Genomic DNA, 26,580 nt, shown 5'->3' with positions numbered 1-26,580 from the left:
CTAGCACCAAAAGTTAGTAAAGTGCTTGCGGCGTGTAAGTGATAGTTTACGAAATGCTTGGATAGCGCTTACTTATTTGAATGAAAAGGTTTTTCACAAACAATAAAAAGCCGGACGTTTGCCCGGCTTAGTGACTTGCTTGCATCTAAAGTCGTAGGCTATTTATCGCAGTAAACGTTAAAAGCCTCGACAAAATCGCGCTGCCATTGCGCTTGGCGTAACCAAGCACGCAGTACTTCGCAATCGTACAGGGGATAATAAGTCATGGTTGGCATTCCTCCTTTGGGATTGCCTTACTAGTGTAGCTGATTTTTGTTGCAATGCAGCATGGTATTATTTCACTTACTCACCTCTTGCCATGCAAGCGTGTCATATAGGAATAAAAACGCCCTCAATGTTGAGGGCGTTACCTTGCGATTTACCTGTGGGTTCATTGGTCTCGCTGGTTTACTCGATTTGCGGTAGCAGTGACTCGATACTGCCTTTGGCATCACCGTAGAACATCCGGGTGTTTTCCTTGAAGAACAGCGGATTTTCGATGCCTGAGTAGCCAGTGCCTTGGCCGCGTTTGCATACGAACACCTGCTTGGCTTCCCACACTTTCAATACCGGCATGCCAGCGATGGGACTATTGGGGTCGTCTTCCGCCGCCGGGTTGACGATATCGTTGGAGCCGATAACGATGACCACATCGGTGGACGCTAAATCGTCGTTGATTTCGTCCATTTCCAGCACGATATCGTAGGGCACTTTGGCTTCGGCGAGGAGCACGTTCATGTGCCCGGGCAAACGACCCGCTACCGGGTGAATGCCAAAACGCACATTCTTGCCGGCGCTGCGCAGTTTGCGCGTTAGCTCGCTGACCGCATTTTGCGCTTGCGCTACTGCCATGCCGTAGCCCGGCACGATTACCACGCTGTCAGCATCGTTAAGCGCACTGGCGACGCCACCCGCGTCAATCGCGATTTGTTCGCCCTCTATTTCAGCGGCAGGCCCACTGGTGCCACCGAATCCGCCGAGGATGACGCTGACGAAGTTGCGGTTCATCGCCTTACACATGATGTAAGAGAGAATCGCCCCCGAGGAGCCGACCAGCGCACCGGTCACGATCAGCAAATCATTGGAGAGCGTGAAGCCGATGGCCGCCGCCGCCCAGCCTGAATAGCTGTTGAGCATTGACACCACTACCGGCATATCGGCGCCACCGATGCCCATGATCAAGTGCCAGCCGATGAAGAACGCAAGGGCTGCCAATATCAGCAGCGTCCAGAAGCCCGCGCCGTTGAGGTAAACAATGGCAAGAACCAGACTTAGCACCGCCGCGGCGGCATTCAGCATGTGCCCGCCGGGCAGCTGCTTGGCCTTACCGTCTACTTTGCCGGCTAGCTTGCCGAAGGCGACCACCGACCCGGTAAAGGTCAAGGCCCCGATGAAGATGGCAAACACGACCTCGATCTGCAGTACGGTCAGCTCGTCAGGTGCCTTGGTCGCCACAAGAGCGGCAAACGCTGAGAACTGCTCGGTGGCGCCTTCCACCGCTTGAACGGCCAACACTCGGCGACGTTCGAGGTCTGCGTTCCAGGCCACGAATACCGCAGCCAGGCCGACAAAGCTGTGCAGTGCGGCAACGAGTTGCGGCATTTCGGTCATGTCGACCTTTTTCGCCACATAAACACCAATGACTGAGCCGATCACGATCATTGGGATCATCAGCCAGTAAGCGCCAATTCCTGGGCCGAAGGCGGTGAAAAAGACCGCCACCGCCATGCCGACAATGCCGTACCACACTGCCCGTTTGGCTTTTTCCTGATTACTCAATCCCCCCAGGGAGAGGATGAAAAGTACACTTGCCGCGATCGCCGCGGCAGACACGAATCCTTGACTTAGCATGGGTTGTCTCCGCGGTTTAAGATTTCTGGAACATGGCAAGCATGCGACGGGTGACCAAGAAGCCACCGACAATATTGATGGTGGCAATGAGCACTGAAATGGCCGCCATTATTGTCACAATCGCACTACCCGAGCCGATCTGTAGCACCGCCCCTAGGATAATGATGCCCGAAATGGCATTGGTCACTGCCATCAAAGGGGTATGCAGCGAATGGCTGACGTTCCAGATCACCTGGAAGCCGACAAAGCAGGCGAGTACGAAGACAATGAAATGCTGCATAAAGGAGGCTGGCGCGATCTGCCCCAGCACCAGCATCAGTACCCCGCCCACGCCAAGTAACGTGGCCTGACGTTTGGTTTGCGCCTTAAAAGTGGCAAGCTCAGCGGCTTTTCGCTCTTCAGGCGTGGGTTCTTTCTCTTTGGGCTTGGGCTTCGCTGCCGCGATGGCCTTTACCTTGGGCGGCGGTGGCGGGAAGGTGATGTCGCCCTGATGCGTCACCGTGGCGCCGCGAATCACATCGTCTTCCATGTCGTGCACGATCTGGCCATCTTTTTCTGGCGTGAGATCCGTGAGCATGTGACGGATGTTATTGGCGTAAAGCAGAGAGGCCTGCGTTGCCATGCGTGAAGGGAAATCGGTGTAGCCGATAACGATCACGCCGTTATCGCTTACCACGCGCTCATCAGGCTTGGTTAAATCGCAGTTGCCACCTTTTTCCGCGGCCAAATCGATAATCACCGAACCCGGCTTCATCGCCTCGACCATATCTTCAAGCCACAGCTTGGGCGCGGGTTTGCCCGGAATTAGGGCGGTGGTAATGACGATATCGACATCGGGGGCTTGCTCGCGAAAGCACGCAAGCTGCTTTTCGCGAAACTCAGGGCTAGACGGGGCGGCGTAACCACCGGTTTCCGCGCCGTCTTGGTTCTCGTCAAAATCGAGAAACAGAAATTCAGCGCCCATGGATTCAATTTGTTCCGCCACTTCAGGGCGTACATCAAAGGCGCGTACCACCGCACCAAGGCTGGTGGCCGTACCGATGGCGGCAAGCCCGGCAACACCGGCGCCGATAACGAGCACTTTTGCCGGGGGGACTTTACCGGCAGCCGTGACTTGACCGGTAAAGAAGCGCCCGAAATTGTTACCGGCTTCAATCACCGAACGGTAACCGGCGATGTTGGCCATGGAAGAGAGCGCGTCCATTTTCTGAGCGCGGGAAATACGCGGCACCATGTCCATCGCCACCACTGTGGCGCCTTGGGCCTTGCACTTCTCTAAAAGCGCCTCGTTCTGGGCCGGCCAGAAAAAGCTGATTAACGTCTGGCCTTCGCGCAAATGCTGCGTTTCGTCATCGCTAGGCTCGCGGACTTTGATTACCGTATCGACGGCTTGCCAAAGTGACTCGGCGCCTTCAACAACACTGACGCCGGCGTCACGATAGGCATGGTCATCAAAGCCTGCCAGAGCCCCGGCCCCGGCTTCGATAAAGCAGTCATGCCCGAGTTTTTGCAATTGGAGCGCGCTTTCCGGGGTCAGCGCAACACGCGCTTCGCCCTTGGCAAGCTCTTTGGGTGCACCAATCTTCACGTTGGATCTCCCTAATTAGTGGTTATTGATGTTGCGTTAATGTCTTATTAGCTATACCTGAGTCTTGGGCTGTACACAACGGGAAAAATACGCATTCAACCGCCGAGAACCCACGCAGCGGCGCCTTATTGATAGCCTTTGGCTTGCAAATGGAACAGCGTGGCGTAGCGCCCATTTTGCGCCAAAAGCGCCTCGTGAGTGCCGTGTTCGATGATGTGGCCCTGGTCAATCACTACAATATCCTCGGCGCTTCTTACTGTTGAGAAGCGATGAGAGATCAAGATGGTCATTTTGTCGCGGCTATGTTCGCGAAAGCGGGCAAAGACCTCGGCTTCGGCGGCAGCGTCCATGGCGGCGGTGGGTTCATCGAGCACAAGAATATCGGCGTTTTCGCGCATATAGGCGCGAGAGAGGGCGATTTTTTGCCACTGGCCACCGGAAAGCTCCTGCCCGTTTTTGAACCAGCGCCCGAGTTGGGTACGGTAACCTTTTGGCATACGGTGAATAAAATCGTCGGCCATACCTTGGTGGGCCGCAGATTGCCAGCGCTGCTCGTCGTCAAAAGCATGCATGTCGCCAACGCCTAGATTTTCTCCCACTTGCAGTTGGTAGCGAACAAAGTCTTGGAAAATTACGCCGATTCGCTGGCGAAGGGTCTCGGCATCCCAGTCACGAAGGTCGCTGCCGTCGAGCAAAATACGCCCTTGCGTCGGTTGGTAAAGCCGCGTTAAAAGCTTGATCAAAGTGGTTTTACCTGAGCCGTTTTCTCCCACCAGGGCCAGGCTTTGCCCTGGCTTAAGGTGCAGCGAAATGTTGTGCAGAACCTCTTCTCCACCAGGGTAGGCGAAACTTACGCCTTCAAAGCGTAAGCCGTCACCGGGCACTTCGCCTTGCGTTAACGTGCCGTGTTCTACGTCGGTGGGCTGTTCCAGGTATTCGTATAAATTCGACAGGTAAAGGTTGTCTTCGTACATGCCGCTGATGGCGGTAAGGCTTGCCGACAGCGCGGCTTGTCCTTGCTTGAAGACCATCAAATACATGGTCATCTGCCCCAACGTTAGCGCCCCGGTGATGGTTTCCACCACCACCCAGCCGTAGGCGGCGTAAAAGGTGAGCGTGCCGAGTAGCCCAAGAATAAAGCCCCAGCTTTCACGGCGCAGCGTGAGCAGGCGCTCTTCGCTAAATAGGCGCGTAAAAATATCGCGGTACCGCTGCAAAAAAAGCGACTCTAAGCCGAATAGTTTGACCTCTTTGATGCTGTCCTCGCGGGCGAGCACGGTTTCGAGGTACATCTGCATGCGTGTTTGCGGTGAGCGCCAACGAAATAACCGAAACGCGTCGCCAGAAAATTTGGCTTCAGAGATAAACACCGGCAGCGCGCCCGCGACGAGAATCAGCAGCGCCCAGGGCGAAAATTGCACCAAGAGCACGCCAAAGCTCGTCAGTGAAATGGCATTTTGTAACAGACTAAAAGTTTTGTTCACCAACCCCAGCGGGCGCGTGGACGCTTCTCGGCGCGCGCGGGTGAGCTTGTCGTAAAGTTCAGAATCTTCAAACTGACCAAGCGAGAGCGTGCCGGCCTTTTCCAGAATCATGACGTTGACTTTCTGCCCCAGTAGCGCGCGCAGCAGCGACTGCTGCGCCGAGAGGCCGCGCTGGGCCAGTGCAATCAGCGCGATGATGCCGCCTTCCAGTGCGACCCAGCCAAGCACCGGTGTAATCGTGTCCCATAAATCGGGCTCTTCTGCGGTCCGGTAAGTCTCCATCGCGCTCACCACGCCGTCGACGATCAACTGCCCGACCCACGTCGCCACGGCAGGGAGTACGCCCGCCACCAGGGTACACAGTGCTAAGCCCAGCATCATCGCGGGGGAGGTTTGCCATACGAGCGAAAGCGCCCGGCGGCTATAGCGGAATACGCCGAAAAAACTGCTTAGCGGATTGGCGGGGGGTGGATAAGGAGCGGTAGGGGACATAAAAAGAAGACAGTGGCCTAGAAGTCGAGAAAGAAAGCGCTATCATGCGCGACTTGAATGCGAACTGCCAGGCGTAAGCCCGGGCGAGAGGGGCGTTAAGCTGGGCGCACGTATGTAGTAAATGGGTTCACGGTTAAAAATTTTTATCACAACGAGGCCTTTATGGAGCACGGGGATCACTCAGCGAACGCCGATCATTCGGTTGACAGAGACAGTGAGGTAAAAGCGCAAACGCTGTGTTGGGTGCGCGATTTTATCGTGGCGCATACCATTTGCCCGTTTGCCCAGCGTGAAGTCGAACGCGAGAGTGTGCGCATAGAGGTCGTGCGCTCGAAGAAGTTAGCGGTAGCGCTTGAAGAGCTAATGGCGGAAATTGCCTGGCTCGACGAGCACGAGCAGACCGAAACCTCGCTACTGGTATTTCCCACGCTGTTTCGCGACTTTGAGCATTACTTGGATTTTGTCGACCTTGCGGAGTCGCTGTTGGTGGAGCAGGGGTATGAAGGCGTGTATCAGCTCGCTACCTTTCACCCGGATTATTGCTTTGCCGATGCCGTGCCAGAAGATGCCGCGAATTACACTAACCGCTCGCCTTACCCCATGCTGCATCTGCTGCGCGAGGCGAGCCTAGAAAAAGCCATCGCTGCCTATGGCGATACCGAGCAAATCCCCGCGCGTAATATCGCCTACCTAGAGGCGATGGGGAGCGAGGCGGCAGAAGCGATTTTGGCGCGCTGCATGCGGGAAGAGAGCAGTGAGTAGGCTTATGCCAAAGGCATTGCCAGGGTGCTACGCCTAACGCGCGACCTCCGCGACAATTTCATAGCTGCGCAGGCGGTCGGCGTGATCATAAAAGTCGCTATTGATCATTAGTTCGTCCGCGCCCGTGCGGGCCTGGATGTCTTCCAGCCCGGCTTTTACGGTCTCGGGCCCACCAATGATTGCCGCGCCGAGAAATTGCTCCACTTGCGCACGCTCCATGCGCGTCCAATCCAGCTGCTCGACCGGCGGCAGCGATTGCGTGCGCTGACCACGGATCAAGTTCAAAAACTTCTGCTGCGCGGTGGTGGCCAAATAGTGGGCCATGGCATCGTTTTCAGCGGCCATCACCGGTAGCCCAACCATCGCGTAGGGGCGATCTAGGTGTTCGGAGGGGCGGAAATTGTCGCGGTAAAGGCGCAGCGCTTCAAACAGATAACCAGGGGCAAACTGCGCGGCAAAGGCAAACGGCAACCCTAAGTGTGCGGCGAGCTGGGCGCTATAACCGCTGGAGCCCAGAAGCCAAATAGGGACGTGAGTCTCTTGTCCGGGAATGGCTTTCACACGTTGATTGGGCTCAGGCGTACCCAGATAACGGCGCAGCTCTGCCAGTTGGTCGGGGAAGTCATCCCCGCCGCTGTCGAGACGGCGGCGCAGCGCGCGCATGGTCATGCCGTCAGAGCCGGGCGCGCGCCCAAGGCCAAGATCAATCCGTCCCGGATAGAGCGTTTCCAACGTGCCGAACTGCTCGGCGATTACGAGCGGGGCGTGATTGGGCAACATGATGCCACCGCTGCCTACACGCAGCGTAGAGGTGTTGCCAGCAATGTGACCGATTAATACCGAAGTGGCGGCGCTGGCAATGCCTTCAATGTTGTGGTGTTCGGCCAGCCAAAAGCGTGTGAAGCCCAGTTGTTCGGTCTGCTGGGCGAGCGAAACACTATTGGCAAAGGTTTCAGCGGCACTGCCGCCTTGGCGAATCGGGGCGAGGTCCAAAACGGAGAGCGTTGTGGAGGCGAGTTGACTCATGTGGCACCTTATAATCGTCGGCCGTGGATACGGTGTGTAGATAATATGTCGTGGTGAAAGAGGCGTCGTGTGGAGGAAACGTTAGCATGCTTATAACGACGTTATGCGGCCATTGTCATTGGATTACAAGGCGTTCAAGTGGTGGCTAATGAGATGAGCTGAGAAAGTCATAAAAACGACTTATTTTGATCCTAGACAAAGGACTACATTGATCCCTGGCAAAGGGTGTGTAATCGTCGCTACGCGAATGGTTTCATGCGCGCCAACCGTTTGGTAGCGATAACACTCACAAGGCAATATGCCCATCACATTGGTGATGACAATGGGCAAGGCTTTTCAACGTTTAACTAGGTGGTACAACAAGAATGGCTGATCAACAGGGCTCACGGTTTAATATTAGTTTGCAGACCAAAATTGTCTTTCTGGTGCTTGTTCCCATGCTGGTGCTGGCGGTGGTGTTATCCGTGCTTGAGACGCGTGGCTCCGCCGAGCGAATTCAGGAAACCCTCGACGAACAACGCGAGCTGCTCGTCGAAGAGCGCGAAAATACCGTGCGCTATCTGGTCGAATCGGCGCGTAATGCGGTATCGCATTTGGTCGATAACCCCGCGCTGAGCGAGAGGCAAGCGCAAGCGCGGGCTCAAGAGATTCTGCAAAACTTCCGCTTTGGCGATGAAAACTATGTGTTCGCTTTTGAGTTTGACGGTACCGCCATTGCTTTAGCCGCGGCGCCTGATCGCATTGGCACGAATATGTCAGGCACGACCGATAGCGAAGGCAATGCGTTTGTTGACGACCTGATCGATCGTGCTCGCAATCGTAACGACAGTTTTTACGACTATCAGTGGATCAACCCTGCCAATGGTGAAACAGAGGCCAAGCATTCGATGGCAATTTCTATTCCCGAGTGGGACTGGATGATTGGCACCGGTATCTATTTAAGCGATATCGACGCAGGGCTAGCCGAAGTGGAATCCTTGGCATGGGCAGAGTTTCGCCAAGGACTGGTGATCAAAGGCATCGTGACGCTGCTGATTCTAGTCGGGGTGGGGTTTATTGCCACTTACTTGGTACACCGCGCGCTGCGCCCGGTTCGCCGTGCCGCCACAGCGATGCACGGCGTGGCCACCGGCGAAGCTGACTTAACCCAGCGTCTCGCCGTCGAGTCCAACGACGAAGTAGGGAACTTGGCACGTCAGTTCAATGCGTTTGTCGAGCGTATGCAGCTCACGCTACAAGACGTTCACCGCACGTCGCGTTCGGTGCTTCAAGCCTCGCAGGATATTGACAGCGGCACCAATGAGCTTGCCACGCGTACTGAGCAATCGGCGGCTAATTTGCAGCAGACCTCCTCGTCGATGGAGGAAATTACCTCGACCGTGCAACACACCACCCAGTCGGCAGAGCAAGCCTCGCAGCTTTCACAAAGCGCGGTGGATGTAGCGCGCCGTGGCAGCGATGCCATGCAGCGGGTGGAAACCACCATGGGCACGATTAATGATTCCGCCACGAAAATTGGCGATATCATTACCATGATCGATTCGATCGCCTTTCAAACCAACATTCTGGCGCTTAATGCGTCTGTTGAGGCGGCGCGCGCCGGTGAGCACGGGCGTGGGTTTGCCGTGGTGGCGGAAGAGGTACGCAAACTGGCAAGCCGCTCAAGCGAGGCTTCAAGCGAAATCCGCGAGCTGATTGATGGCTCCATGAAGAATACTCGCGAGGGCACGGAGCTGGTGCGTGAAGCGGGCTCTACCATGCAGGAGATCATGGAAAGCGTGACGCGGGTAACCGATGTGATCGCCGAAATTAGCGCAGGTGCCCGTGAGCAGAGCGCAGGCATCGGTGAAATCAATACCGCTGTCGCGGAAATGGATTCAATGACCCAGCAAAACTCCTCCATGGTGCAAGAAAGCTCATCGGCCGCGCAGAGCCTGCGTGAAGGTGCCGAGCACTTGTCGCACCTGCTGGATGCGTTTGTGCTGGGCGAATCCTCTTATGCGCCGGCGCTTGAGCGCCCCTCTAACACTTTACCCGCAAGCAACGCGTCACAACGTCAGAAACCGTCGTGTGCACCAGCCAAATCGACGTCGGCTGATCACGATGATTGGGAAGAGTTTTAACCGCAGCGTTTACGCGCTAAATACTGACCGCCGCCTGGTTCGCCAGGCGGCGGTTTTTTATCGCTGCGCTAGCTGACTTTCGGTGCCACAGTTTAAAAACGTCGACGTGGCTAACCATTCCTCGTCGGGGTAATAGGCAAACACGTACTGCTCTTCTTTGAGGCTGTTAATCAGCGGGTAGGTGACATCGGCGCGCACGGCGGGGCAGCCTTGGCTCCGCCCCAACCGGCCGGTTTGGTCAATAAAATCCTCGCTCACGTAATCGGCGCCGTGGATCACAATGGCGCGATCAAAGGCTAAATCGTTGACCTCGGGCTCAAGGCCATCCAACCGTAGCGAGTAGCCGTTGCGGCCGTAGTAGCTGTTCATGGTACGAAATAGCCCTAAGCTCGTTTGGTGGCTATTGGGCGTATTGGAGAAGGTTTCGGCGAGGGCATCGCCAGAGCCCTGACCATGGGAGACCAGTTCTTCAAAGAGCAGTTCGTTTTGGTGAAGGTCAAACACCCACATACGCGGTTCACTAGAAGGCAGCGAGTAATCAATGACCGCAAGGCGCTCGGCACTCGGATCGGCGCAAGAGAGGGCTTCTGCTGCCATGTGTAAGGCTTCAGGCGTCGCTTGAGGGGCCAGTTGTTTGAGCTGATGATGCAGCGCAGAGGGCGCTAAAAGGGGAGTGGAGGCAACGTTGAAAAAGAAAGTCGCTGCTTGAAGTGGTAACGTCACTAAACTGATAGGCAAGCTGATAAGTAATGCTGACGCTTTCACACGAAGCACCATAGTTGTCATCCTGATTTAAAATAAAGGGGCAAGCAGTCAAAAGGCGGCACAGCCGCTAAGGCCGCTATCGTAACGCAAGGAGAGGGTAATGCACGAGACGCAGCGGCAATCGCAATCAACGATAACGAAATGTATTGGCATGCTGGCAGCGTGTGGGGTGCTTACGTTTATGGTGAATGCACCGGCCAGCGCGCAGCAAACATTACCCGTAAGTACTCAAAGCGCGCTAATAGCGCTGCCCAATACGCAAAATCCAGCGGAGGCCGAGAAAAGGTTGCCGCTGGCTGAGTTTTATCATCACGTAGGCCAAAAGCTCGTTTGGCAGGATTCAGCGAGGGTCGATGCCCTTGTGGACGCACTACAAGGCTTAGCCGATGATGGCCTTACGCCATCTCACTACGGTGTTGGGGAGTTAAAAGCCGACTTTCAGCAAAGCCATAGCCAAGACGCCGCGGCCCAGGCTGTGTTTGATTTGGGTGCTACGCGCGCGCTGTTAAAAGCGTTGGACCATGTGCAAAACGGCAAGCTGAATCCCCATGACGTGGTACCCGGATGGGATGGCCCTTCACGATTAAAAACGCTGCCCGTTGCCGGTATTGCCCAGGCAGTGATGCAGGGCGACATTGAACAAGCTTTTGCTCGGGCGCGGCCACAGCGGCCTTACTATTCCCCGTTGCGTCAGGCGTTGTCGGCATACCGTGACTTGGCTGCCCAAGGTAGTGTGCCTTCCTTTCCCCCGCGTGAGAAAGCATTACGCCCTGGCGAGCGCGATGATGACGTCGTGGCGCTGCGCCGGCGTCTTACGTATTGGGGGGAGCCGGGACTTCTTGTCGGTAACCCAGAGGCCTACCCGCAGGTGCGAATTGAAGAGCTGGATTTACGCGAGTTTGACGCTGAGCTTGAAGCCGCGGTAAAACGCTTTCAGCGTCGTCATCTCTTAGAAACCGATGGCGTGGTAGGGCGTAAAACGCGCCAAGCGTTGAATACGTCGATTAAGACACGGGTAGAACAGTTACGCGTTAACCTCGAAAGGGGCCGCTGGGTTGCCCCATGGCTTGCGCGCGAACCGCACGTGTGGGTTGATATTGCCGGTTACCGTATGGAGTATGTGCGTCCGAACGGGGAGCGTTGGTCTTCGCACATTGTGGTGGGTTCATCGCGCCGCGAAACGCCGGTGATTCACTCGGAGATTACCCGTCTCACGGTGAATCCGTCTTGGACGTTGCCACCAACGATTGTGCGCGAGGATATCCTGCCCAAAGTGCGGCAAAACCCCGATTACTTGGCCGAGCAAGGCATTACCGTGATCAATTATAGCGGTGAGGTGGTGGATGCCAGTGAGATTGATTGGGCATCGCCCGGTAATATTATGCTGCGCCAGCCCTCCGGGTCTTCTAACCCGCTTGGTGATGTTGTAATGCGTTTCCCCAATAATGCCATGGTTTATTTGCACGACACACCCGCTAAAGGACTTTTTGGGCGCGATCGACGTGCGTTGAGCTCAGGGTGCGTGCGCGTAGAAGGAGCGCGCGAACTGGCGCGGATGCTGTTGCAGGATACTGGCAGCCGCTATCAACTGAACGCTTTGATCAATACATCGCGTAGCGATATTAACGTCAATCTTCCACGCCATATTCCGTTAGCGCTGCACTATCTGACCACTTGGCCCGATGATGAGGGTGACGTTACATTTCGAGAAGATATTTACCGGCGTGATGACCGCATACTGAGTGCGCTGAATCAGCGCTAGCGTTAAAAACAGAAAAGCCGCTTATTCCTTTAAGCGGCTTTTCTAATGGTGCTAGTTTTTGCGTTGCTCAGCGTGAAGTGCTGACGTTCAGTCTTGGCTTTCGGTCGTATCCTCTGTGTAAGAGGCAACGCTTACAGTGCCGCTTTCTTCGTTCTCCAGCGCCGCTAGCATTGGTTCTGCCTGGCGTTGAAACGCAATCAACGTATCGCCACTTAGGCTTGTGTTTTCAGGGAGATCGACTTTCATCGCGTTAACCGGTGCGCTATTCACGTGTACTTCATAGTGTAAATGCGGCCCGGTACTGCGCCCAGAGTTACCGGAGAAGGCAATACGTTCCCCCATTTCCACCCGCTGACCGCGGCTCACCAAGGGCTTTGACAAGTGCAAATAGCGTGTGCGATAGCCGTTGTCGTGGCGAATCACTACGTAGCGACCTGCTGCGTAGTGATTCGCCACACGCTCTACGCGACCGTTGGCGGGGGACGTGATGGGCGTGCCAATCGGCATAGCGAAATCAGTGCCGTTATGCGGGCTAATACGCCCGGTAACCGGGTGCTTGCGGCGAGGGTTGAAGTTGGAGCTTAAACGGTAGCGGCCATCAAAGGGATAGCGCGAAAAAGCTGGATCTAAGCTTTGGCCTTCAGCGGTGTAAAACTTGTCGTCGGTGGCATTACGCACGACGGTCAAATTCATGCGCTCGCCCTCATAGCGCACAGCGAGCACGCGTGAGTCGAGGGTTTCCCCTTCAATCATGTCCGACTCAACCAATACCTGGAATTTGTCGTCTCGGCGGCTATCGCGGCGAAAGTCGAGTTTTTTCTCTAGTAGGCGAGTGAGTTCCGTGACCGCGGCGCTATTCAAACCCGTGGCTTGGGCTGAGCGGGCGAAACTGCCGCTAATGCTGCCTGCGTAAAGGCGCTGAACAGGCTCACCCTGGCGCTCAATAGTGGTAACGGCGTATTGCTCGTCCGCCCGTTCAATCAGCACTCCATCGCGGGTGTTTTTCATCATACGCAGCGATAACAGCTGATTATCTTTATCCAACTGATAGTCAAAGCTATGCCCGGCGCGCCAGTGGGTTAGAAGGCGAGCGTTGGGAAGTTTATCGAGAAGCGTCAATACCTCGCTGTAGCCTAAGCCGAACTTGTTTTGCGCTAGTACGGCGAAGGTTTCGCCGGGTTCTACGATATGGGTTTGCCACTTGGGAACGTAAGGTTCCTCTGCGGCAAGCTCTAGGTCAAAGTAGGAAATGTCATCGAAAAGCGTGATGCCATAATCTTCATATGAGGTGGCATCGGCGATATTAGCGTCTGTGCTGGTGTCGGCGTCGAGCATGCCACTGCTTAGCGTCCCAACGACCAACGCGATATGCAGCGCTCCATCATCGATGACGGGGCTATCAAGCGTGGAGGACTTGGGGGCGCTTGATGAAATATCAGGGGTAGTTGAAACATCAGGGGTAGTTGCGGTGCTTGCCGAGGCGCTATCGACCATGTCGAGGTCGATCACTTCCATCGCTTGGAGGTTGCTGAGCGGAATATGGTGGCGAGTTGCATCTAATGCGCGAGACGCTTTGCCAATTGCATTGGCCATGGCCGTGCGCTCTTCCTGAAGGGAAGGAACGCCGGGAGACGAGTGACTAGGAAGTGGGACAAAAACGCTCTCAACGGGCGTTTGGGTTACATTATGACTTTGATACGTTGTCACTAACTTTTGTGTGCCCAGCACCGTGACCATTGTCGCCACGGGTAATAACAATAACTTGTGCGTGCGGGGCAGCGAATGAAGGATTCGCAACATGGGTAAATAGACCGCCAAAAGTAATTAATAAAAATGTAACTAAAAAAGTACTAGTGACAGAACCTTAACCCATGAAGCAAGAGGTGCATAGACTGTACACGCATACACAAAGTGCTCGCGCCGCTCCTGGTGGCGCGATTTTGCAACACATTATCATTTTCAAACGCTGTTTGTTAACACAACGTACCCAATTATTGACTCAATGCCACAAAAAATGCGTTTAAGCGGCCATTAAAGATCATTAGATAGCGGGTGTTTGGGTGAAGGTGCCGTCCCGATAATCGCGCAATGCTTGATCTAACTCATGTCGTGTGTTCATGACGAAAGGCCCGTAGTGTGCGATTGGTTCATGATGTGGCTCGCCTGTCAGTAGCAGTGCTTGAGCGCCATTGTCTGTTTCAAGCGTGAGCGTATCACCGACACTGAAGCGAATTAGCTCACCTGCGCGAGCCGTTTCGCCCGCGCAAGTGAGTTCACCGCGAAAGACATAGGTACACAGCGTCGTGGCGGACTGCGTCAGCTCGAACTTTCCGTTAGCGGCAAGCGTGAGGTGACTTACACCGCTGTGCCCGGCGAGCGCATCAAGCGGGCCGCTAATGCTTTCGCCTGTTTAAGTAGCGCCACCCTCAGCGATTAATTTGCTGGAATGAGGGACATTATTGACGGTTTCCTGGCATTCTAATGGGGTTTTTTCGAAAATTAAGCGCATAGTTTTGCTCTAATGCGTCGAGGAAATCGAAATGTCACGTGTCACCCTTGCCCAGTGGCAAATGTTAGCCGCCGTGGTGGATCATGGCGGCTTTGCCCGCGCGGCGGAAGCTGTGCATAAAAGCCCCTCTACGCTTAATCACGCCGTTCATAAGCTGGAAGAGCAGCTCGGTGTGCAAGTGTTGGAGCCCGTTGGGCGACAGGTGCGTCTCACCGAAGCGGGCGAATTATTATTGCGCCGAGCCCGCCAGCTCATCGAAAGTGCGTCCTCGCTTGAGGATGTTGCCTCTAGGCTTGCGTCAGGGTTGGAAGCCGAGGTGGTCGTCGCCATTGATCAAACATTTCCTGAAGCGGCACAGGCGAAAGCCTTGGAGGTGTTTTCTGCCACTTATCCGCAGGTGCGCGTTCAGCTGCACGAAAGTGTGCTTAATGGTGGTATCGAAATGCTCTACGACGGGCGCGCCGATCTGGTTGTTTCCGGCCTTGAAGCCCAGGGTTTTTTGGGCGAGCCGCTGGTGACCGTGCGCTTTATCGCGGTCGCTCATCCGCAGCATGCGTTGCATCGACTTGGCCGGGCACTGGATCTGCGCGATCTGGCGCAACATCGTCAACTGGTGGTGCGCGATTCAGCACTGCGTCAATCGGCTAACGCCGGCTGGCTGAAGGCAGAGCAACGCTGGACAGTGAGCCACCTCAATACGTCGCTAGACATGGTTAAGCGCGGCCTAGGGTTTGCCTGGCTACCCGAAACGCGCATTGCCGATGAACTTGCCAGTGGTGAGCTGAAGCCACTGCCGCTGACCGCCGGCGGTGTGCGTGAAGTGCCCATTCAATTGATCTTTCGCGATCGTGACCGCGCCGGCCCCGCAGCCCATGCCATGGCAGTCGCGTTTAAACAGTCGGTTAGCGCCTGCGTGTCGGACGATTCGAAAGCATCGAACGTTGCACGGTAAAACATCCGCTTGAGCCGTGAGGGTCGAGGCGTATCCTGTTAATCATCGAACGATGACGTTAAAAGGAGGCGTCTCATGGGGTTGTTAGTCAACGGTGAGTGGCACGATCAGTGGTACGACACCCAAAAACATGGCGGTGAGTTTGTGCGCGAATCGGCACAACTGCGCGATTGGGTCGGTACAGATGGACCTGACGGCGTTGCGTCGCATCCGGCGGAAGCAGGTCGCTATCACCTTTATGTCTCGCTGGCATGCCCTTGGGCGCATCGCATACTTATCATGCGCAAACTCAAAGGGCTTGAGTCGCTAATGGGGGTATCTCACGTTAGCCCCTTGATGTTAGATCAAGGCTGGACCTACGACGAAGGCGAAGGCTCAAGCGGTGATCCCGTCAATGGTATTACCTATCATCGCGAGCTTTATACTTTAACTGACCCGCACTACACCGGTCGTGTGACACTGCCGGTGCTGTGGGATAAAAAGCGCCGCGCTATCGTCAATAACGAATCAGCCGATCTGCTACGTATTCTTAATAGTGCGTTTGATGAGTTAACCGGTAACCGGTTGGATTTCTATCCGCAAGAGCTGCGCGAGGAGATTGATGCCGTCAATGCCGACGTGTACGAGCACATCAATAACGGCGTCTATAAATCGGGGTTCGCGACAGAGCAAAGCGTCTATGAGAAACACGTGCATGCGCTGTTTGAGGCGCTTGAACGGATGGAAAAACGCCTAAGCGAGAAGCGCTATTTGGCCGGGGAGTGGCTGACCGAGGCAGATATTCGGCTCTTTACCACGCTGGTGCGCTTTGATGCGGTTTACCATGGCCACTTCAAGTGCAATCTTAAGCGGATCGAAGACTTTCCGAACCTAGCGAACTACTTGCGCGAGCTTTATCAGTGGCCGGGCATTGCACAGACGGTCAATATGGACCACATTCAGCGCCACTACTATTACAGCCACGATACGATTAATCCCACGCGTATCGTGCCTGCCGGACCGCTTTTAAATTTCCATCGCCCCCACGACCGCGAAAGGCTAGCGGGACAAGGAATTTTTAACGCTAGCGACGTTGCGCCGGCGCGCTGAAAAATACTAGCCAGCAAACAAGTGTGGTGTTAGTATGAGCGTTCCTCGCATGTGTTGACCCCTCCATCATTATGAATGCTTGAGACAGAAGCGCTTGAGCTAACGCAAGAGTCTTCCCCTTATGGAAGCTCATTGATGTGTGAAGATGGCGCGCCGCTTACCAAGCCCAACGGCTTGCTTTACAAGCCGGCGCAGAAGGTCGCCACAGCGGCTAGTTCGCAATTGCGAATTAGCCCTTAATGCTAGGTGCGACCGGCGTCTCCGACTCACTTTGACGCATTCCGATAAAACGGAAGCGGTGACTGATTGCACATTCTTTTGCATAACGTTTTTGTACACTTTACTTGTACACGGTTTTTGCAAATAGCGATTTTATAGCGCTATGTGAGTCATCGAGTCAGAGACGCTTTTGATGTTTTTTGCCGTGATAACCACGGCCTACCAAGGTGTGATTAATGACCACGACTTCTGTCGCCTCGCCGAGCTTCGGCGATCTGGCTCTGTTGCCTGCCGTTCTGTCTGCTGTTGAAACACAGGGTTACGAAATTCCCTCGCCGATTCAGGCACAAACAATTCCTGCGCTGCTAGAAGGGCGCGATATGCTGGGCCAAGCACAAACTGGCACCGGCAAAACCGCAGCGTTTGCATTACCGTTATTGTCACGTTTAGAGCTAACGCGTCGCGAACCTCAGGTGCTGGTCATGGCGCCGACTCGCGAGCTTGCTCAGCAAGTTGCTGCCTCGTTCAGCAAATATGGTCAAAACCTTAAAGGTCTAGAAGTGGCCACTTTGTGTGGTGGTCAAGAGTACCGTGAACAGCTCGGCGCGTTAAAGCGTGGCGCACAAGTCGTGGTGGGTACGCCAGGCCGTGTGATTGATCACCTGGATCGCGGAAGCTTGAAGCTTGATGGCCTCTCAGCATTAGTGCTAGACGAAGCCGACGAAATGCTGCGCATGGGCTTTATCGACGACGTTAAGCGTGTTGTTGCCGATACTCCCAAAGACGCTCAGCGCGTGTTTTTCTCCGCTACGCTGCCGCCAGAAATCGAACGTATCGTTAACCGCTATTTAGTCGATCCGGTGAAGGTGGCGATTGAGTCGGGTACCACTACCGGTGAGAACATCGAGCAGCGTATCGTGCGCGTCGATGGCGGTGCCAAGCTTGAAGCCCTGTCGCGTATTCTCGAAGTGGAGCCGGTTGATGGGGCCATCGTCTTTGTGCGGACTCGTGCCGCCTGCACCACACTGGTAGAGCAGCTAACGGCCCGTGGCGTAAATGCGGCAGGCCTATCCGGCGATCTCGACCAGAGCCTGCGTGAGCGCACGATCCAGCGCTTAAAGCGTGGTAAGGTCGACGTACTGATTGCCACTGACGTCGCCGCGCGTGGCCTTGACGTGTCGCGTATTACGCACGTTATTAACTACGACCTGCCCCAGGATGCCGAAGCTTATACCCACCGCATTGGCCGTACCGGTCGTGCCGGGCGCAGTGGCATCGCGATTACCTTTGCCGGTTTCCGTGAAGGCCGCAAAGTCGGCTGGATGGAGCAGGCAACTGGTCAGAAAATGACCGAAATGCCGCTGCCGGATGAAAGCGCTATTCGCGCCCATCGCGACGATGTCTTCTATCACCGCGTCATCGCCTCCTTAACCAAGGGTGCCGAAGAGCAGCGTGCGCTGATTGAGCGTCTGATCGAGGAGGGTTACGACCCCATCGAGTTGACCTGTGCATTTGCCGCCATGGCGCGCGCTGACGAAGCGCCGATTGGCCGCCTGCAGGCGCCGCGTAAAGAGAAGCCTTCGCGTGAGGGCGGCGGTAAGCCCGCTGGTCGTCGTGAGCGTGGAAGCGCCCCGAGCGAAGGCATGACCCGCTACCGCGTTTCCGTGGGCCATAAAGACGGTGTTAAGCCCGGCCAGTTGGTTGGCGCTCTGGCCAATGAAGGGGGTATCGAAGGCGCGCGTATCGGTCGTATCGATATTCGCAATGCTTTCTCTGTCGTTGAGTTACCTAACGGCTTGCCAAGCTCGATTCTGGCTAAGATGTCGCGCGCTCGTGTTGGCGGTCGTCCGTTGGAAATCAGCGAAGACAGTGCTCCAGATCGCGCACCGCGCCGCCGCCAAGAAGGCGATGCGCCGGTACGCCGCCGTGAGCGTGCGTGATCGGCTAGTGCTCAGGCGCTAAAAGGGGCTCGCGCTTTAAAAGCGTGAGCCCTATCGTTCCGTCTGGCACCGTGCGTTATCTGTGCCGACCCCATTGACCCCGTCGAGCCATCGGCGGGGTCAATGTCGTTTTATCACAGTTGCGCAATAAAATGCGTGAATAGCCGCGTGGCTTCCGGTGTTTCGCTAACCCCCTCCTGCAACGCGTGACTGTCTTGCCCCTGTTTTGCTAATGCGTCGCGCTGATGGGCTAAATACGCTCGCATCACCGGCGGGGTGAACTCCGGGTGAAACTGCACGCTCCACTGTCGCGGCCCGTAGCGCAGCGCTTGATACGCATCATGGGTGTTATTTGCCAACACCGTGGCGCCCGGTGGCGGCGTAATGACCGACTGTGCGTGAGTTAAGTGGGCAGGAAACGCGCTGGTCAGTTGGCGAAAAAGCGCGTCTTCCGTGCCCGCTGGCGTCAAGTAGACGTGGTAAGTGCCCGACTCGCGCCCCGCCGGGTGGTAGTCGCTAACCCCGCCAAAGGCCGCTGCCATTAGCTGATGGCCATAGCAAACGCCGAGCATCGGCACATTGGCGGAAAGCGCTTCGCGCAGCCAAGGTTTGAGGTTCTCGCTCCAGGGTTCGGCGTCGCTAACCATGCTGTGCGAGCCGGTAATCACGATGCCCGCAAGCGTCGATAGCTCGGGCAGCGTTTGGTCGCGTGGCGCGTCAACCACCCTAAGCGTCATATTGGCTGAAAGCGCCGGACGTATCTGTTGGGCGAATAGGGCTTCGAAGTCGCCGTGCTGGGCTACCACATCAGGAAAGGCGTCGCCGGTTTTGATAATCGCAATGTGTTTGACGGCTGAATCACAGGGCATTGAACGTCCTTCTCGGGTGTTAATCGATGTCGAGCTGCTATATTCGCTTCAGCGGCTGATTAGCTGTTAAGATTTTAAATGATTATGTTTCCCATGACGAAAGAGGATTGAACCATGCCACAAGTGACTCGCGCGGGTGAACCGATGGAAGTAGCCGGCACGCTGCCGACGGTGGGCGAGACGGCCCCGGCATTGACGTTGACCAACGTTGAGCTAAAAGACGTCACGCTTGATGATTACGCTGGCAAGCGCAAGGTGCTAAACATTGTGCCGAGTGTTGATACGCCCACGTGCGCCACGTCAGCGCGGCGATTTAATGAGGTGGCATCAACACTCCCTGAGACCGTAGTGCTGGTGATCTCGGCGGATTTGCCGTTTGCGACGCTGCGCTTTTGCGGTGCGGAAGGTTTAGACGATGTTGAGACGCTTTCGACGTTCCGCCATCCGGAATTTCGCGAAGCTTGGGGCGTGGCGTTTAAGAATAACCGGATGGAAGGGCTCTGCGCTCGTGCGGTGGTCGTGCTTGATGCTGATGACCGTGTACTGCATAGCGAGCTGGTCAGCGAGATCAAAAACGAGCCGGATTACGACGCCGCGCTTGCCGCGTTAAAGTAGCCGCCGTTTCGCCGCTTTCACTAAGGCGCTGATAAGGCGCTGCTGGGGGCGGTTGAAAATGAGCCACTCAGGATGCCATTGCACCCCGATGAGAAAGTCGTGGTTTCGTGACTCAATCCCTTGCACCAAGCCATCACGGTCGCGTGCCACGATATCGACGCCTTCCCCGGTGTGGTTAACCGCTTGATGGTGGAGGCTGTTGACGCGGCACCATGTCACTCCTAACAACCGGTGAAGCTTGCTATCTCCAACGATATCGACGGTCTTGCGTGGCAATACCGTGCGCCGCTGTTTTAACCCTTCATGGGTGGTATAGATGTCGGTATCCAGCGTGCCACCCAGGTGTATGTTAAGTAGCTGCGCGCCACGGCAAATACCCAATACCGGCGTTTGTTGCGGGATAAAGCGCGCTAACAGGGCCAGTTCTAGCTCATCTCGGTCAGGGTCGACGCGCACATCAAGCTGCACTTCCGCATCGTAAAGATGTGCTTGAATGTCATCCCCGCCGCCGATGATCAAACCGTCGAGATGTTCCGGGCGTGGGCGAGATGGGGAAAGCCGAACCGGGCGACCACCGTGTCGCCAAACGGCAAACCAATCAAACCAATAAGCCAAACGGCTTTTGCGGTCAGACGTAGTAATTCCAATCAATGGACGTGGCATTCAGCGGCACTCTCTGTTTAATCTGCAAATTCGATCAGTTCGACGCTATTAGCGCGTTTTAAGCGTAGCGCGGTTATACGCGTCGACGTTGCCACCAACGGCGGATATGCTCTGGCCAGCGAACATAGAAAGGCCGGTTTTGATCGCTGATATACGCCGCGCAGCATTTGTCGAGTTTATCGCGGTCCGCGGCGAGTTCTTCCACGTTGACCCAGCGGTTCCACTCTGTCACGGCTCCCCAATTGGGTTCGGATAGCTGCGCGTTAGGCAGGCGGTAATGGAACGTGGGGCGAGGTTTGGTGAGTTTGCTGTGCAGCAATTTATGTGGGTGATCCGGACAGCTGTGAGCAAATAGCGGCAACATATCCAATTCGCGGTTACGTGTCGGGTTGTCGTGTAAGTAGTCGTCAATCAAGGTCGTAAGATCAGGCCGATAAGACGCGGCGAGAATCTTGAGCGCGTACTCTTTGGGGAAAGGGTTGGCGTGAGGCAACACTTCGCGCGTGATGTCGACGTTGATTTCCTCGCGTAGCCAAGGAGCGAGCAGAACATAAGCGCGTAGCATCGAAAGCAGGTAATCAGCATCAAGCGACGCGGCTTCCGGGTTTAAGTGCAGGCCAAACCCGTAAAGTAAGCTGGCATCCGTGCCTTTGGCGCCGTGCGTGCGCAGGGCTTCGAAAAGCTCGTCAAGCTTAGGTAGCTCATCCCACGGCACGGGCGGGCAAACAATCTCGGTGGGTACCAGGCCGGTCACCATATCGCCGATCAGTTCACGTGTCTTTTGGTGAAACTCCACTCGCATCTGGTGCTGTTGGCGTGCCCATTCCGTATCAAGATACGCGCTATCATCCAATATCTTGCTATCCGGGTGAGCGTACTGGGTGTCGAGTTCAATACTGAAATTGCCCCAGCGCGTATCGTTGACTTCTAGCCGGTGGGGGCTGACAACGTTAAGCTCGCCGCCGAATATGTCACTGACAAGTTGCGCTGTATCGCGGGGCGGTAAACCGGCAAATTCAATTTCTACGCCAACTCGGCGGGTTTGGCCGTCAGCATTGACCTCGGCGGGAGGGGTTTTCAGCGTCATCTCGACATCCTGTGAGGTGAACAAATAAGTGCCCCAGCCTATCATAGACGGGCGTAGGGCGGTGAGTGCCATCGATGAGGAACGTTAAGAGTGAGGAGAGTTACGTGCGACAGCGCAAAACGGCAGTGAATGTGGCTGCCACCATGAGACGGGGCATGCTTGGAATACTGCTATTTTGCTTTTTGCTCGTGCCGCAAGCCAACGCGCAATTAGTTTCGCTACCTGGACTCACTAGCAGTGAAGAACAAAGCGAGGAGGTCAGCAGCGAATCGTTTCAGCAATCGTTGGATGATGTGGTCACGATGCTGGAAAACGAGCAGCAGCGCGAGCAGCTTTTACAATCGTTGAAAGAACTGCAAACAGCGAGCGCGGCAACGCAAGACGAGGTGATTGGGCCTCAAGGCTTGCTGGGAGCATTGGCCGACACACTGACCGATATTGGCCAGCAGGTGCAAAGCGGCGATTCGCCTGCCGAGCAGTGGTCTAAACAGCTCAGCCGTGGGGGAGAGGGGTTTAAAGCCCTCGTGCGTGATTTTAGCCGCGCAGAGCTCATTCGCACCGCGGCAGAGGGCGCTGTGCTCGCCGTGATTTGGGTAGTCTTATTGGTCGTGATGATCGCCTTGGGACGGATCTTTGCTACCCGCCAAGGCTGGCCGCACGATTTGCCCCGAGATCCACGTGGCTGGCTGCTCGCGGTACACTTTTTACGCCGTATGCTGCCGTGGGTGCTGTCGTTTGCCCTGGTTTTGGGGGTCGGGCAATTGCTGCCCTATAGCCCAGGGCGTGCTGTCGTACAGGTTATCGCTTATGTTTGTGTGTGCGGGCGCGCGCTCTCCGTTGTCTTTGAAACGGTCATCGCTTTCTTCAGCCGCGGTCACCGCTTTACCGCAGTGCGCTTGCTACAGCAGCGCGCACTGCGGGCGCTCTTTGTGATTGGTGCGTTGATTGCGCTTGGCGATGCTGTTAGCTCCAACCGTCTCGTCACCATGCTGGGCGATGAGCTTTCCGGGCTGGTATCGGTATTAGCCAACATGGTGGCCGCGCTGATTTCGGTGCGCTTTATCGTTAAGTTTAAGCGACCGATTCGCCATTTGATTTGCAACCGTCCGTATCGTCAACGCCGCGATGCCAGTACCACCGTAGAGCTAAGCCGGGTGCTGGGCGGCATGTGGCATATCCCTGCGCTATTGCTGGTGGTGGGGTCGTTGCTGGCGATTTTTATCACCGCGGGTGATGTGGGGACGGCATTGGCGCGCTCCATTGTTTCCGCCAGCCTCTTGGTACTCACGCTGGTGATAACGGGCCTTTTGCGTCGTCATGCCGAGCGGATGAGTAAACGTCGTCGTCACCGCCGGCATCGTTACAGCGAGTACCGCAAGCGCCTTGAACGCTTTGGTTTTGTGCTCGCGCACCTCTGCTCGTGGGGTGTTTTTGCTGAGCTCTTCATGCAGGTGTGGGGCAGCTCGCTTTTTGGCTTGGGCCAGCAGGGGGTGACAGGTGCCGCTATCGGCAAGGCGCTTTTGAGCTTAGGGGCAACGATACTGCTGGCATGGCTCGTATGGATATTTGCCGATACCGCGATTCAGCGGGCGCTGATTTCGTCGGCGCGCTCAAATGGGCGCCGCGTTAACAAGGCTAGGGCGCAAACCATCACGCCGATGATACGCAACGTGATGTTTGTCACGATCTTGATCATCGCCGGGATTGTGGGGCTGGCAAACCTAGGCGTTAATGTCACGCCGCTGCTGGCCGGTGCCGGTGTGATTGGTTTGGCGCTCGGTTTTGGGGCGCAAACGTTAGTGCAGGATTTGATTACCGGTATTTTTATACTGATCGAAGACTCTTTGGCAGTGGATGATTTCGTCGAAATCAACAACCACATGGGGACGGTCGAAGGGTTAACGCTGCGTACGGTGCGACTGCGCGACCTAGACGGTGTCGTTCATATCATTACGTTTAGTCGCATTGAGTCGATTCACAACATGTCACGGCAATTTGGTATTGCGTTAATGAAAGTGCGGATTCCCTTCGATATGGAAATTGATGCGGCGACGACGCTGATGCAAGAAACCGCCCAAACGCTGCGACAGGACCCGATGATGCGTCACCATATCTGGTCGCCGCTGGAGATGCAGGGCATTGACGCATTTGAAGACGGCTGCCCGATTTTGCGTATGCGCTTTCGCACCGCGCCGGAAATGCAGTGGGACGTCGCGCGAGCGTTTAACTTGTTGTTGAAACAGCGTATGGAAGCACAACACATTGATCTTGGTGTGCCGCGTTTGAGTGTCAATATGGAGGCGCGCTCCGAGTCGTCAAACGACGCGCAAAAAGATGAGAAAGAGGCAAACGATACTGCCTTAAGCCGCCCACAGGCGCATGCACAGGGCAAACCCCGCGGCGAGTCCCGCGCAAGCGCCAATCCCGAAGGTGGCAACGAATAGCCATGTGCCCCGAAAGCGCCGCCAGCGGTTATACAGCGTGACGGCGTGGCTGACCCGATCGACGAGCTCATCATGGCGTGAAATCGCGTGGTCCGGCGGTAAAGAGAAATCGTTGGCCACGCTGCCTTGCCAATGAGCGGCGTGGGTTAGCCCCAAGCGTGAACGCAAGCGGCCAATATCGCTCACCGTCGCGTGCACGTGGTCGTAGGCCTCGCGGCGCTCGGGGATGGCTAACACCGCTTCGGCATCTTGCTTTAATGCACTGTGCTGGCAAGTTGCAATGGCGCTTTGTAGCTCCTGCGGCGTGGCATGGGGCGATAGCGCTAAGCGCTGATACAGGTCACGCATAGAGAGTTAGTGTCCGTGGCTGCCTGTTAACCATAGGTTTGCATTAAGTAATCATACGCATTTTTGATGCGTTGAAAACGCGCCGACGCCAATGCGACTTGTTGCTCGCTTTCTGAGAAAAAGCGATCAGGGTGATGCAGTTGTGCCATGCGCCGATAAGCGCGGCGAATATCGTTTCGGTTAGCGCCCTGCGTCAATCCCAAAACCGCAAGCGCCCGTGATGTTCGATCCGGCGGCGTATGAGTGTGCGGCTTATCGTGTTGATGGCGTTGTTCGTGTTGTTGCTGATGGCGATGATTATCGCGCTGACGCTGCTGCGAGTCTTGTTGCTTTTGCTGGCGCTGGCGGGCTTTCTCCTGTTGAGCGCGCTCACGCTTAGCGCGTGTTTGTTCTTCACGCTCCTGGCGGCGACGCTGTTTTTCCTGCTCGCGCTCTTCGCGTTGCGCTTGTTGTTGCCGCTCGGCTTCTGCGGCACGTGCTTGGGCTTGCTCTTTTTCGGCGGCTTCTTGGGCTTTACGCTCGTAGTACTGTGGGTCGTGACGTTGCCAGTAAGCCTCGGTGCTAATGTCTTCCGGTGCCTTCAGCGTTTCACCGGTGAGTTCTTTAAACAGGGTGCTCAGCGTCTCAGGCGTCACTCCTAAAAGGTCCGCCAGAAAGCGCAAGATATAATGATTCGCCAGCGAAAGTGTACCGTCGTCGGTCGCCAAGGTAATCGCTTGATGCATAATGCTTAAGCTGCGCTCTTGCGTACACTCTTTGCGCAACACCTCAGAGGCGAGCTGAATTGCCTGCAAATCTTGCTGTTGGGCAATATCCATCACCGGATTCAATTCATGACCGTGGCGAAATTGCGCGGTCACCTGGGCAAGGCGACGGCGTCGTTGGCCGTCAGTAATTGGCTGGCGGTTAACAAGCACCCACGCCAGCAGCAGCAGCGTTGCCGTATCCACTTGGCTGCGGCTTTGGAGCAGCACCAGCTCAAAAGGGGAAAAACGGGCAATCGACATTCCCAGGCTCCAGGGCAATGGGGTAAATAATAGGTAATGGGATAAATGACGGGTAATGGTCGCTTTACACGCGGCAGATGGCAAGCCTCACGCGCCCAATGTCGAACGTTAGCTTAGTATGCGCCAGATCAACGTCGGTTGTATTGGAGGGTGAGGATATGGAAACTCACCTTTGAGACAACTACTCTTTAGTTAACGATACTTCTTTTCAAATTATCAAAACCGAGCTTATCAAAACCGAGTGGAGGAATGCTGAATGCAAGCTGCCGATATTATGACCCATGATGTGATCAGCGTCGGGCCGGATGACGATGTGACTGCGATTGCCAAACTGTTGCTAAACCACCGCATTAGCGCCGTGCCCGTTGTGGATGACGAGCAGAAAGTGATCGGCATTGTGTCAGAAGGCGACCTGATGCGTCGCGTCAAAAACGAGGGTGGCGAAGAGCGCTCGTGGTGGCTTTCACTGTTTTCGGGGCAGAAAGACCCCGGTGAGTACGTCAAATCGCATGGGCGTAAAGCAAGCGAGGTGATGACCCCCAACCCCTTCACCATCGATGAAAGCACGCCGCTGCATAAAATTGCGCGTTTGCTAGAAAAGCATCACATTAAACGCGTTCCCGTGGTGAGTGACAATAAATTGGTTGGTATCGTTAGCCGTGCCAATTTGCTTCAAGGCCTGGCAAGCGCTGAGGTTACCCACGCTGAAGCCCCTAGCGATGATCGCGCTATTCGCGAAGCCATCCATAAAGAAGTTGATGAAAATACCGGTGTGCGAGTCGCGGGAATTAGCATCATCGTAAGCGATGGGGTTGCTGAGCTTTGGGGGTTGGTTGACTCTAACGAGCAAAAAAGAGCGGTCCAGGTTGCTGCCGAAAACACCCCAGGGGTAAAACAAGTGGAGAACAATTTGGGCTTGGTGCCTAAAGGCGTAGGCGGCTACTAA

The 26,580-nt window shown here is 55.6% G+C and carries 21 protein-coding genes; 9 read left to right on the top strand and 12 right to left on the bottom strand.

From position 1 onward, the window contains the following. Positions 1-447: 447 nt before the first annotated feature. The 3 genes from QC823_RS08960 to QC823_RS08950 form a co-directional block, all read right to left on the bottom strand. On the bottom strand, positions 448-1,890 hold the full coding sequence (locus tag QC823_RS08960; protein ID WP_309656003.1) for an NAD(P)(+) transhydrogenase (Re/Si-specific) subunit beta: 1,443 nt from the start codon (positions 1,888-1,890) through the stop codon (positions 448-450). Between the two features lie 16 nt (positions 1,891-1,906). Next, entirely contained in the window at positions 1,907-3,478 is a 1,572-nt protein-coding gene (locus tag QC823_RS08955) for a Re/Si-specific NAD(P)(+) transhydrogenase subunit alpha (RefSeq protein ID WP_309656002.1), read from the bottom strand. A 125-nt stretch (positions 3,479-3,603) separates the two neighbouring features. Continuing rightward, the gene (locus QC823_RS08950; protein WP_309656001.1) at positions 3,604-5,454 is read right to left on the bottom strand and encodes an ABC transporter ATP-binding protein; all 1,851 of its coding nucleotides are present in this window, start codon (positions 5,452-5,454) and stop codon (positions 3,604-3,606) included. 162 nt (positions 5,455-5,616) lie between these two features. On the opposite strand from QC823_RS08950, the gene QC823_RS08945 reads away from it, so the two are divergent. Next, positions 5,617-6,216, top strand: coding sequence for a DUF1415 domain-containing protein (locus tag QC823_RS08945; protein WP_309656000.1), 600 nt, complete (start codon positions 5,617-5,619; stop codon positions 6,214-6,216). 33 nt (positions 6,217-6,249) lie between these two features. On the opposite strand, the gene QC823_RS08940 is transcribed toward QC823_RS08945, so the two are convergent. Then, a complete protein-coding gene (locus tag QC823_RS08940; RefSeq protein WP_309655999.1) occupies positions 6,250-7,242 on the bottom strand; it encodes an LLM class flavin-dependent oxidoreductase in 993 nt (330 codons plus the stop codon). Positions 7,243-7,607: 365 nt separating this feature from the next. Here QC823_RS08940 and QC823_RS08935 point away from each other — a divergent pair, with 365 nt between their 5' ends. Next, complete coding sequence (locus QC823_RS08935; RefSeq protein WP_309655998.1) at positions 7,608-9,365, top strand: methyl-accepting chemotaxis protein; 1,758 nt, start codon at positions 7,608-7,610, stop codon at positions 9,363-9,365. Between the two features lie 57 nt (positions 9,366-9,422). Here the strand turns inward: QC823_RS08935 and QC823_RS08930 are convergent, their stop codons facing one another. Beyond that, positions 9,423-10,142: a murein L,D-transpeptidase catalytic domain family protein gene (locus QC823_RS08930; RefSeq protein ID WP_309655997.1), complete on the bottom strand. Its 720-nt coding sequence runs from the start codon at positions 10,140-10,142 to the stop codon at positions 9,423-9,425. Positions 10,143-10,230: 88 nt separating this feature from the next. Here QC823_RS08930 and QC823_RS08925 point away from each other — a divergent pair, with 88 nt between their 5' ends. After that, positions 10,231-11,892, top strand: coding sequence for a L,D-transpeptidase family protein (locus QC823_RS08925; RefSeq protein WP_309655996.1), 1,662 nt, complete (start codon positions 10,231-10,233; stop codon positions 11,890-11,892). An 87-nt stretch (positions 11,893-11,979) separates the two neighbouring features. Here the strand turns inward: QC823_RS08925 and QC823_RS08920 are convergent, their stop codons facing one another. After that, positions 11,980-13,692 carry a peptidoglycan DD-metalloendopeptidase family protein gene (locus QC823_RS08920; RefSeq protein WP_309655995.1) on the bottom strand — a complete coding sequence of 571 codons (1,713 nt, stop codon included), beginning with the start codon at positions 13,690-13,692 and terminating at the stop codon, positions 11,980-11,982. Positions 13,693-13,933: 241 nt separating this feature from the next. Beyond that, complete coding sequence (locus QC823_RS08915) at positions 13,934-14,290, bottom strand: pirin-like C-terminal cupin domain-containing protein (protein WP_309656031.1); 357 nt, start codon at positions 14,288-14,290, stop codon at positions 13,934-13,936. Positions 14,291-14,432: 142 nt separating this feature from the next. Between QC823_RS08915 and QC823_RS08910 the strand changes: the two genes are divergently transcribed. From QC823_RS08910 to QC823_RS08900, 3 genes are all read left to right on the top strand, one after another. After that, the gene (locus QC823_RS08910) at positions 14,433-15,353 is read left to right on the top strand and encodes a LysR family transcriptional regulator (protein ID WP_309655994.1); all 921 of its coding nucleotides are present in this window, start codon (positions 14,433-14,435) and stop codon (positions 15,351-15,353) included. A 75-nt stretch (positions 15,354-15,428) separates the two neighbouring features. Then, entirely contained in the window at positions 15,429-16,442 is a 1,014-nt protein-coding gene (locus tag QC823_RS08905) for a glutathione S-transferase family protein (protein WP_309655993.1), read from the top strand. Positions 16,443-16,897: 455 nt separating this feature from the next. Continuing rightward, positions 16,898-18,601, top strand: coding sequence for a DEAD/DEAH box helicase (locus QC823_RS08900; protein ID WP_309655992.1), 1,704 nt, complete (start codon positions 16,898-16,900; stop codon positions 18,599-18,601). A 134-nt stretch (positions 18,602-18,735) separates the two neighbouring features. Here QC823_RS08900 and QC823_RS08895 read toward each other — a convergent pair whose 3' ends face one another. Further along, positions 18,736-19,470: a glutamine amidotransferase gene (locus QC823_RS08895; protein ID WP_309655991.1), complete on the bottom strand. Its 735-nt coding sequence runs from the start codon at positions 19,468-19,470 to the stop codon at positions 18,736-18,738. A gap of 114 nt (positions 19,471-19,584) precedes the next feature. Between QC823_RS08895 and tpx the strand changes: the two genes are divergently transcribed. Then, positions 19,585-20,085 (top strand): thiol peroxidase, encoded by a 501-nt coding sequence (tpx, locus tag QC823_RS08890; RefSeq protein ID WP_309655990.1) that lies wholly within the window; start codon positions 19,585-19,587, stop codon positions 20,083-20,085. On the opposite strand, the gene QC823_RS08885 is transcribed toward tpx, so the two are convergent. Next, positions 20,077-20,748: a gamma-glutamyl-gamma-aminobutyrate hydrolase family protein gene (locus QC823_RS08885; RefSeq protein ID WP_309655989.1), complete on the bottom strand. Its 672-nt coding sequence runs from the start codon at positions 20,746-20,748 to the stop codon at positions 20,077-20,079. The two genes, tpx and QC823_RS08885, sit on opposite strands and share 9 nt — an antisense overlap. Before the next feature lie 73 nt (positions 20,749-20,821). Next, positions 20,822-21,835, bottom strand: coding sequence for an amidoligase family protein (locus QC823_RS08880; protein ID WP_309655988.1), 1,014 nt, complete (start codon positions 21,833-21,835; stop codon positions 20,822-20,824). A 143-nt stretch (positions 21,836-21,978) separates the two neighbouring features. On the opposite strand from QC823_RS08880, the gene QC823_RS08875 reads away from it, so the two are divergent. Further along, on the top strand, positions 21,979-24,279 hold the full coding sequence (locus QC823_RS08875) for a mechanosensitive ion channel domain-containing protein (RefSeq protein ID WP_309656030.1): 2,301 nt from the start codon (positions 21,979-21,981) through the stop codon (positions 24,277-24,279). On the opposite strand, the gene QC823_RS08870 is transcribed toward QC823_RS08875, so the two are convergent. Beyond that, positions 24,196-24,627 carry a hypothetical protein gene (locus QC823_RS08870; RefSeq protein WP_309655987.1) on the bottom strand — a complete coding sequence of 144 codons (432 nt, stop codon included), beginning with the start codon at positions 24,625-24,627 and terminating at the stop codon, positions 24,196-24,198. The genes QC823_RS08875 and QC823_RS08870 overlap by 84 nt on opposite strands. A 26-nt stretch (positions 24,628-24,653) precedes the next feature. Next, the gene (locus QC823_RS08865; RefSeq protein WP_309655986.1) at positions 24,654-25,634 is read right to left on the bottom strand and encodes a J domain-containing protein; all 981 of its coding nucleotides are present in this window, start codon (positions 25,632-25,634) and stop codon (positions 24,654-24,656) included. A gap of 256 nt (positions 25,635-25,890) precedes the next feature. On the opposite strand from QC823_RS08865, the gene QC823_RS08860 reads away from it, so the two are divergent. Continuing rightward, the gene (locus QC823_RS08860; RefSeq protein ID WP_309655985.1) at positions 25,891-26,580 is read left to right on the top strand and encodes a CBS domain-containing protein; all 690 of its coding nucleotides are present in this window, start codon (positions 25,891-25,893) and stop codon (positions 26,578-26,580) included.

The sequence above is a fragment of the Vreelandella vilamensis genome, assembly GCF_031451755.1.
GTDB classification, from domain to species: domain Bacteria; phylum Pseudomonadota; class Gammaproteobacteria; order Pseudomonadales; family Halomonadaceae; genus Vreelandella; species Vreelandella vilamensis.
This window is presented reverse-complemented; position numbering and strand designations above follow the sequence as displayed.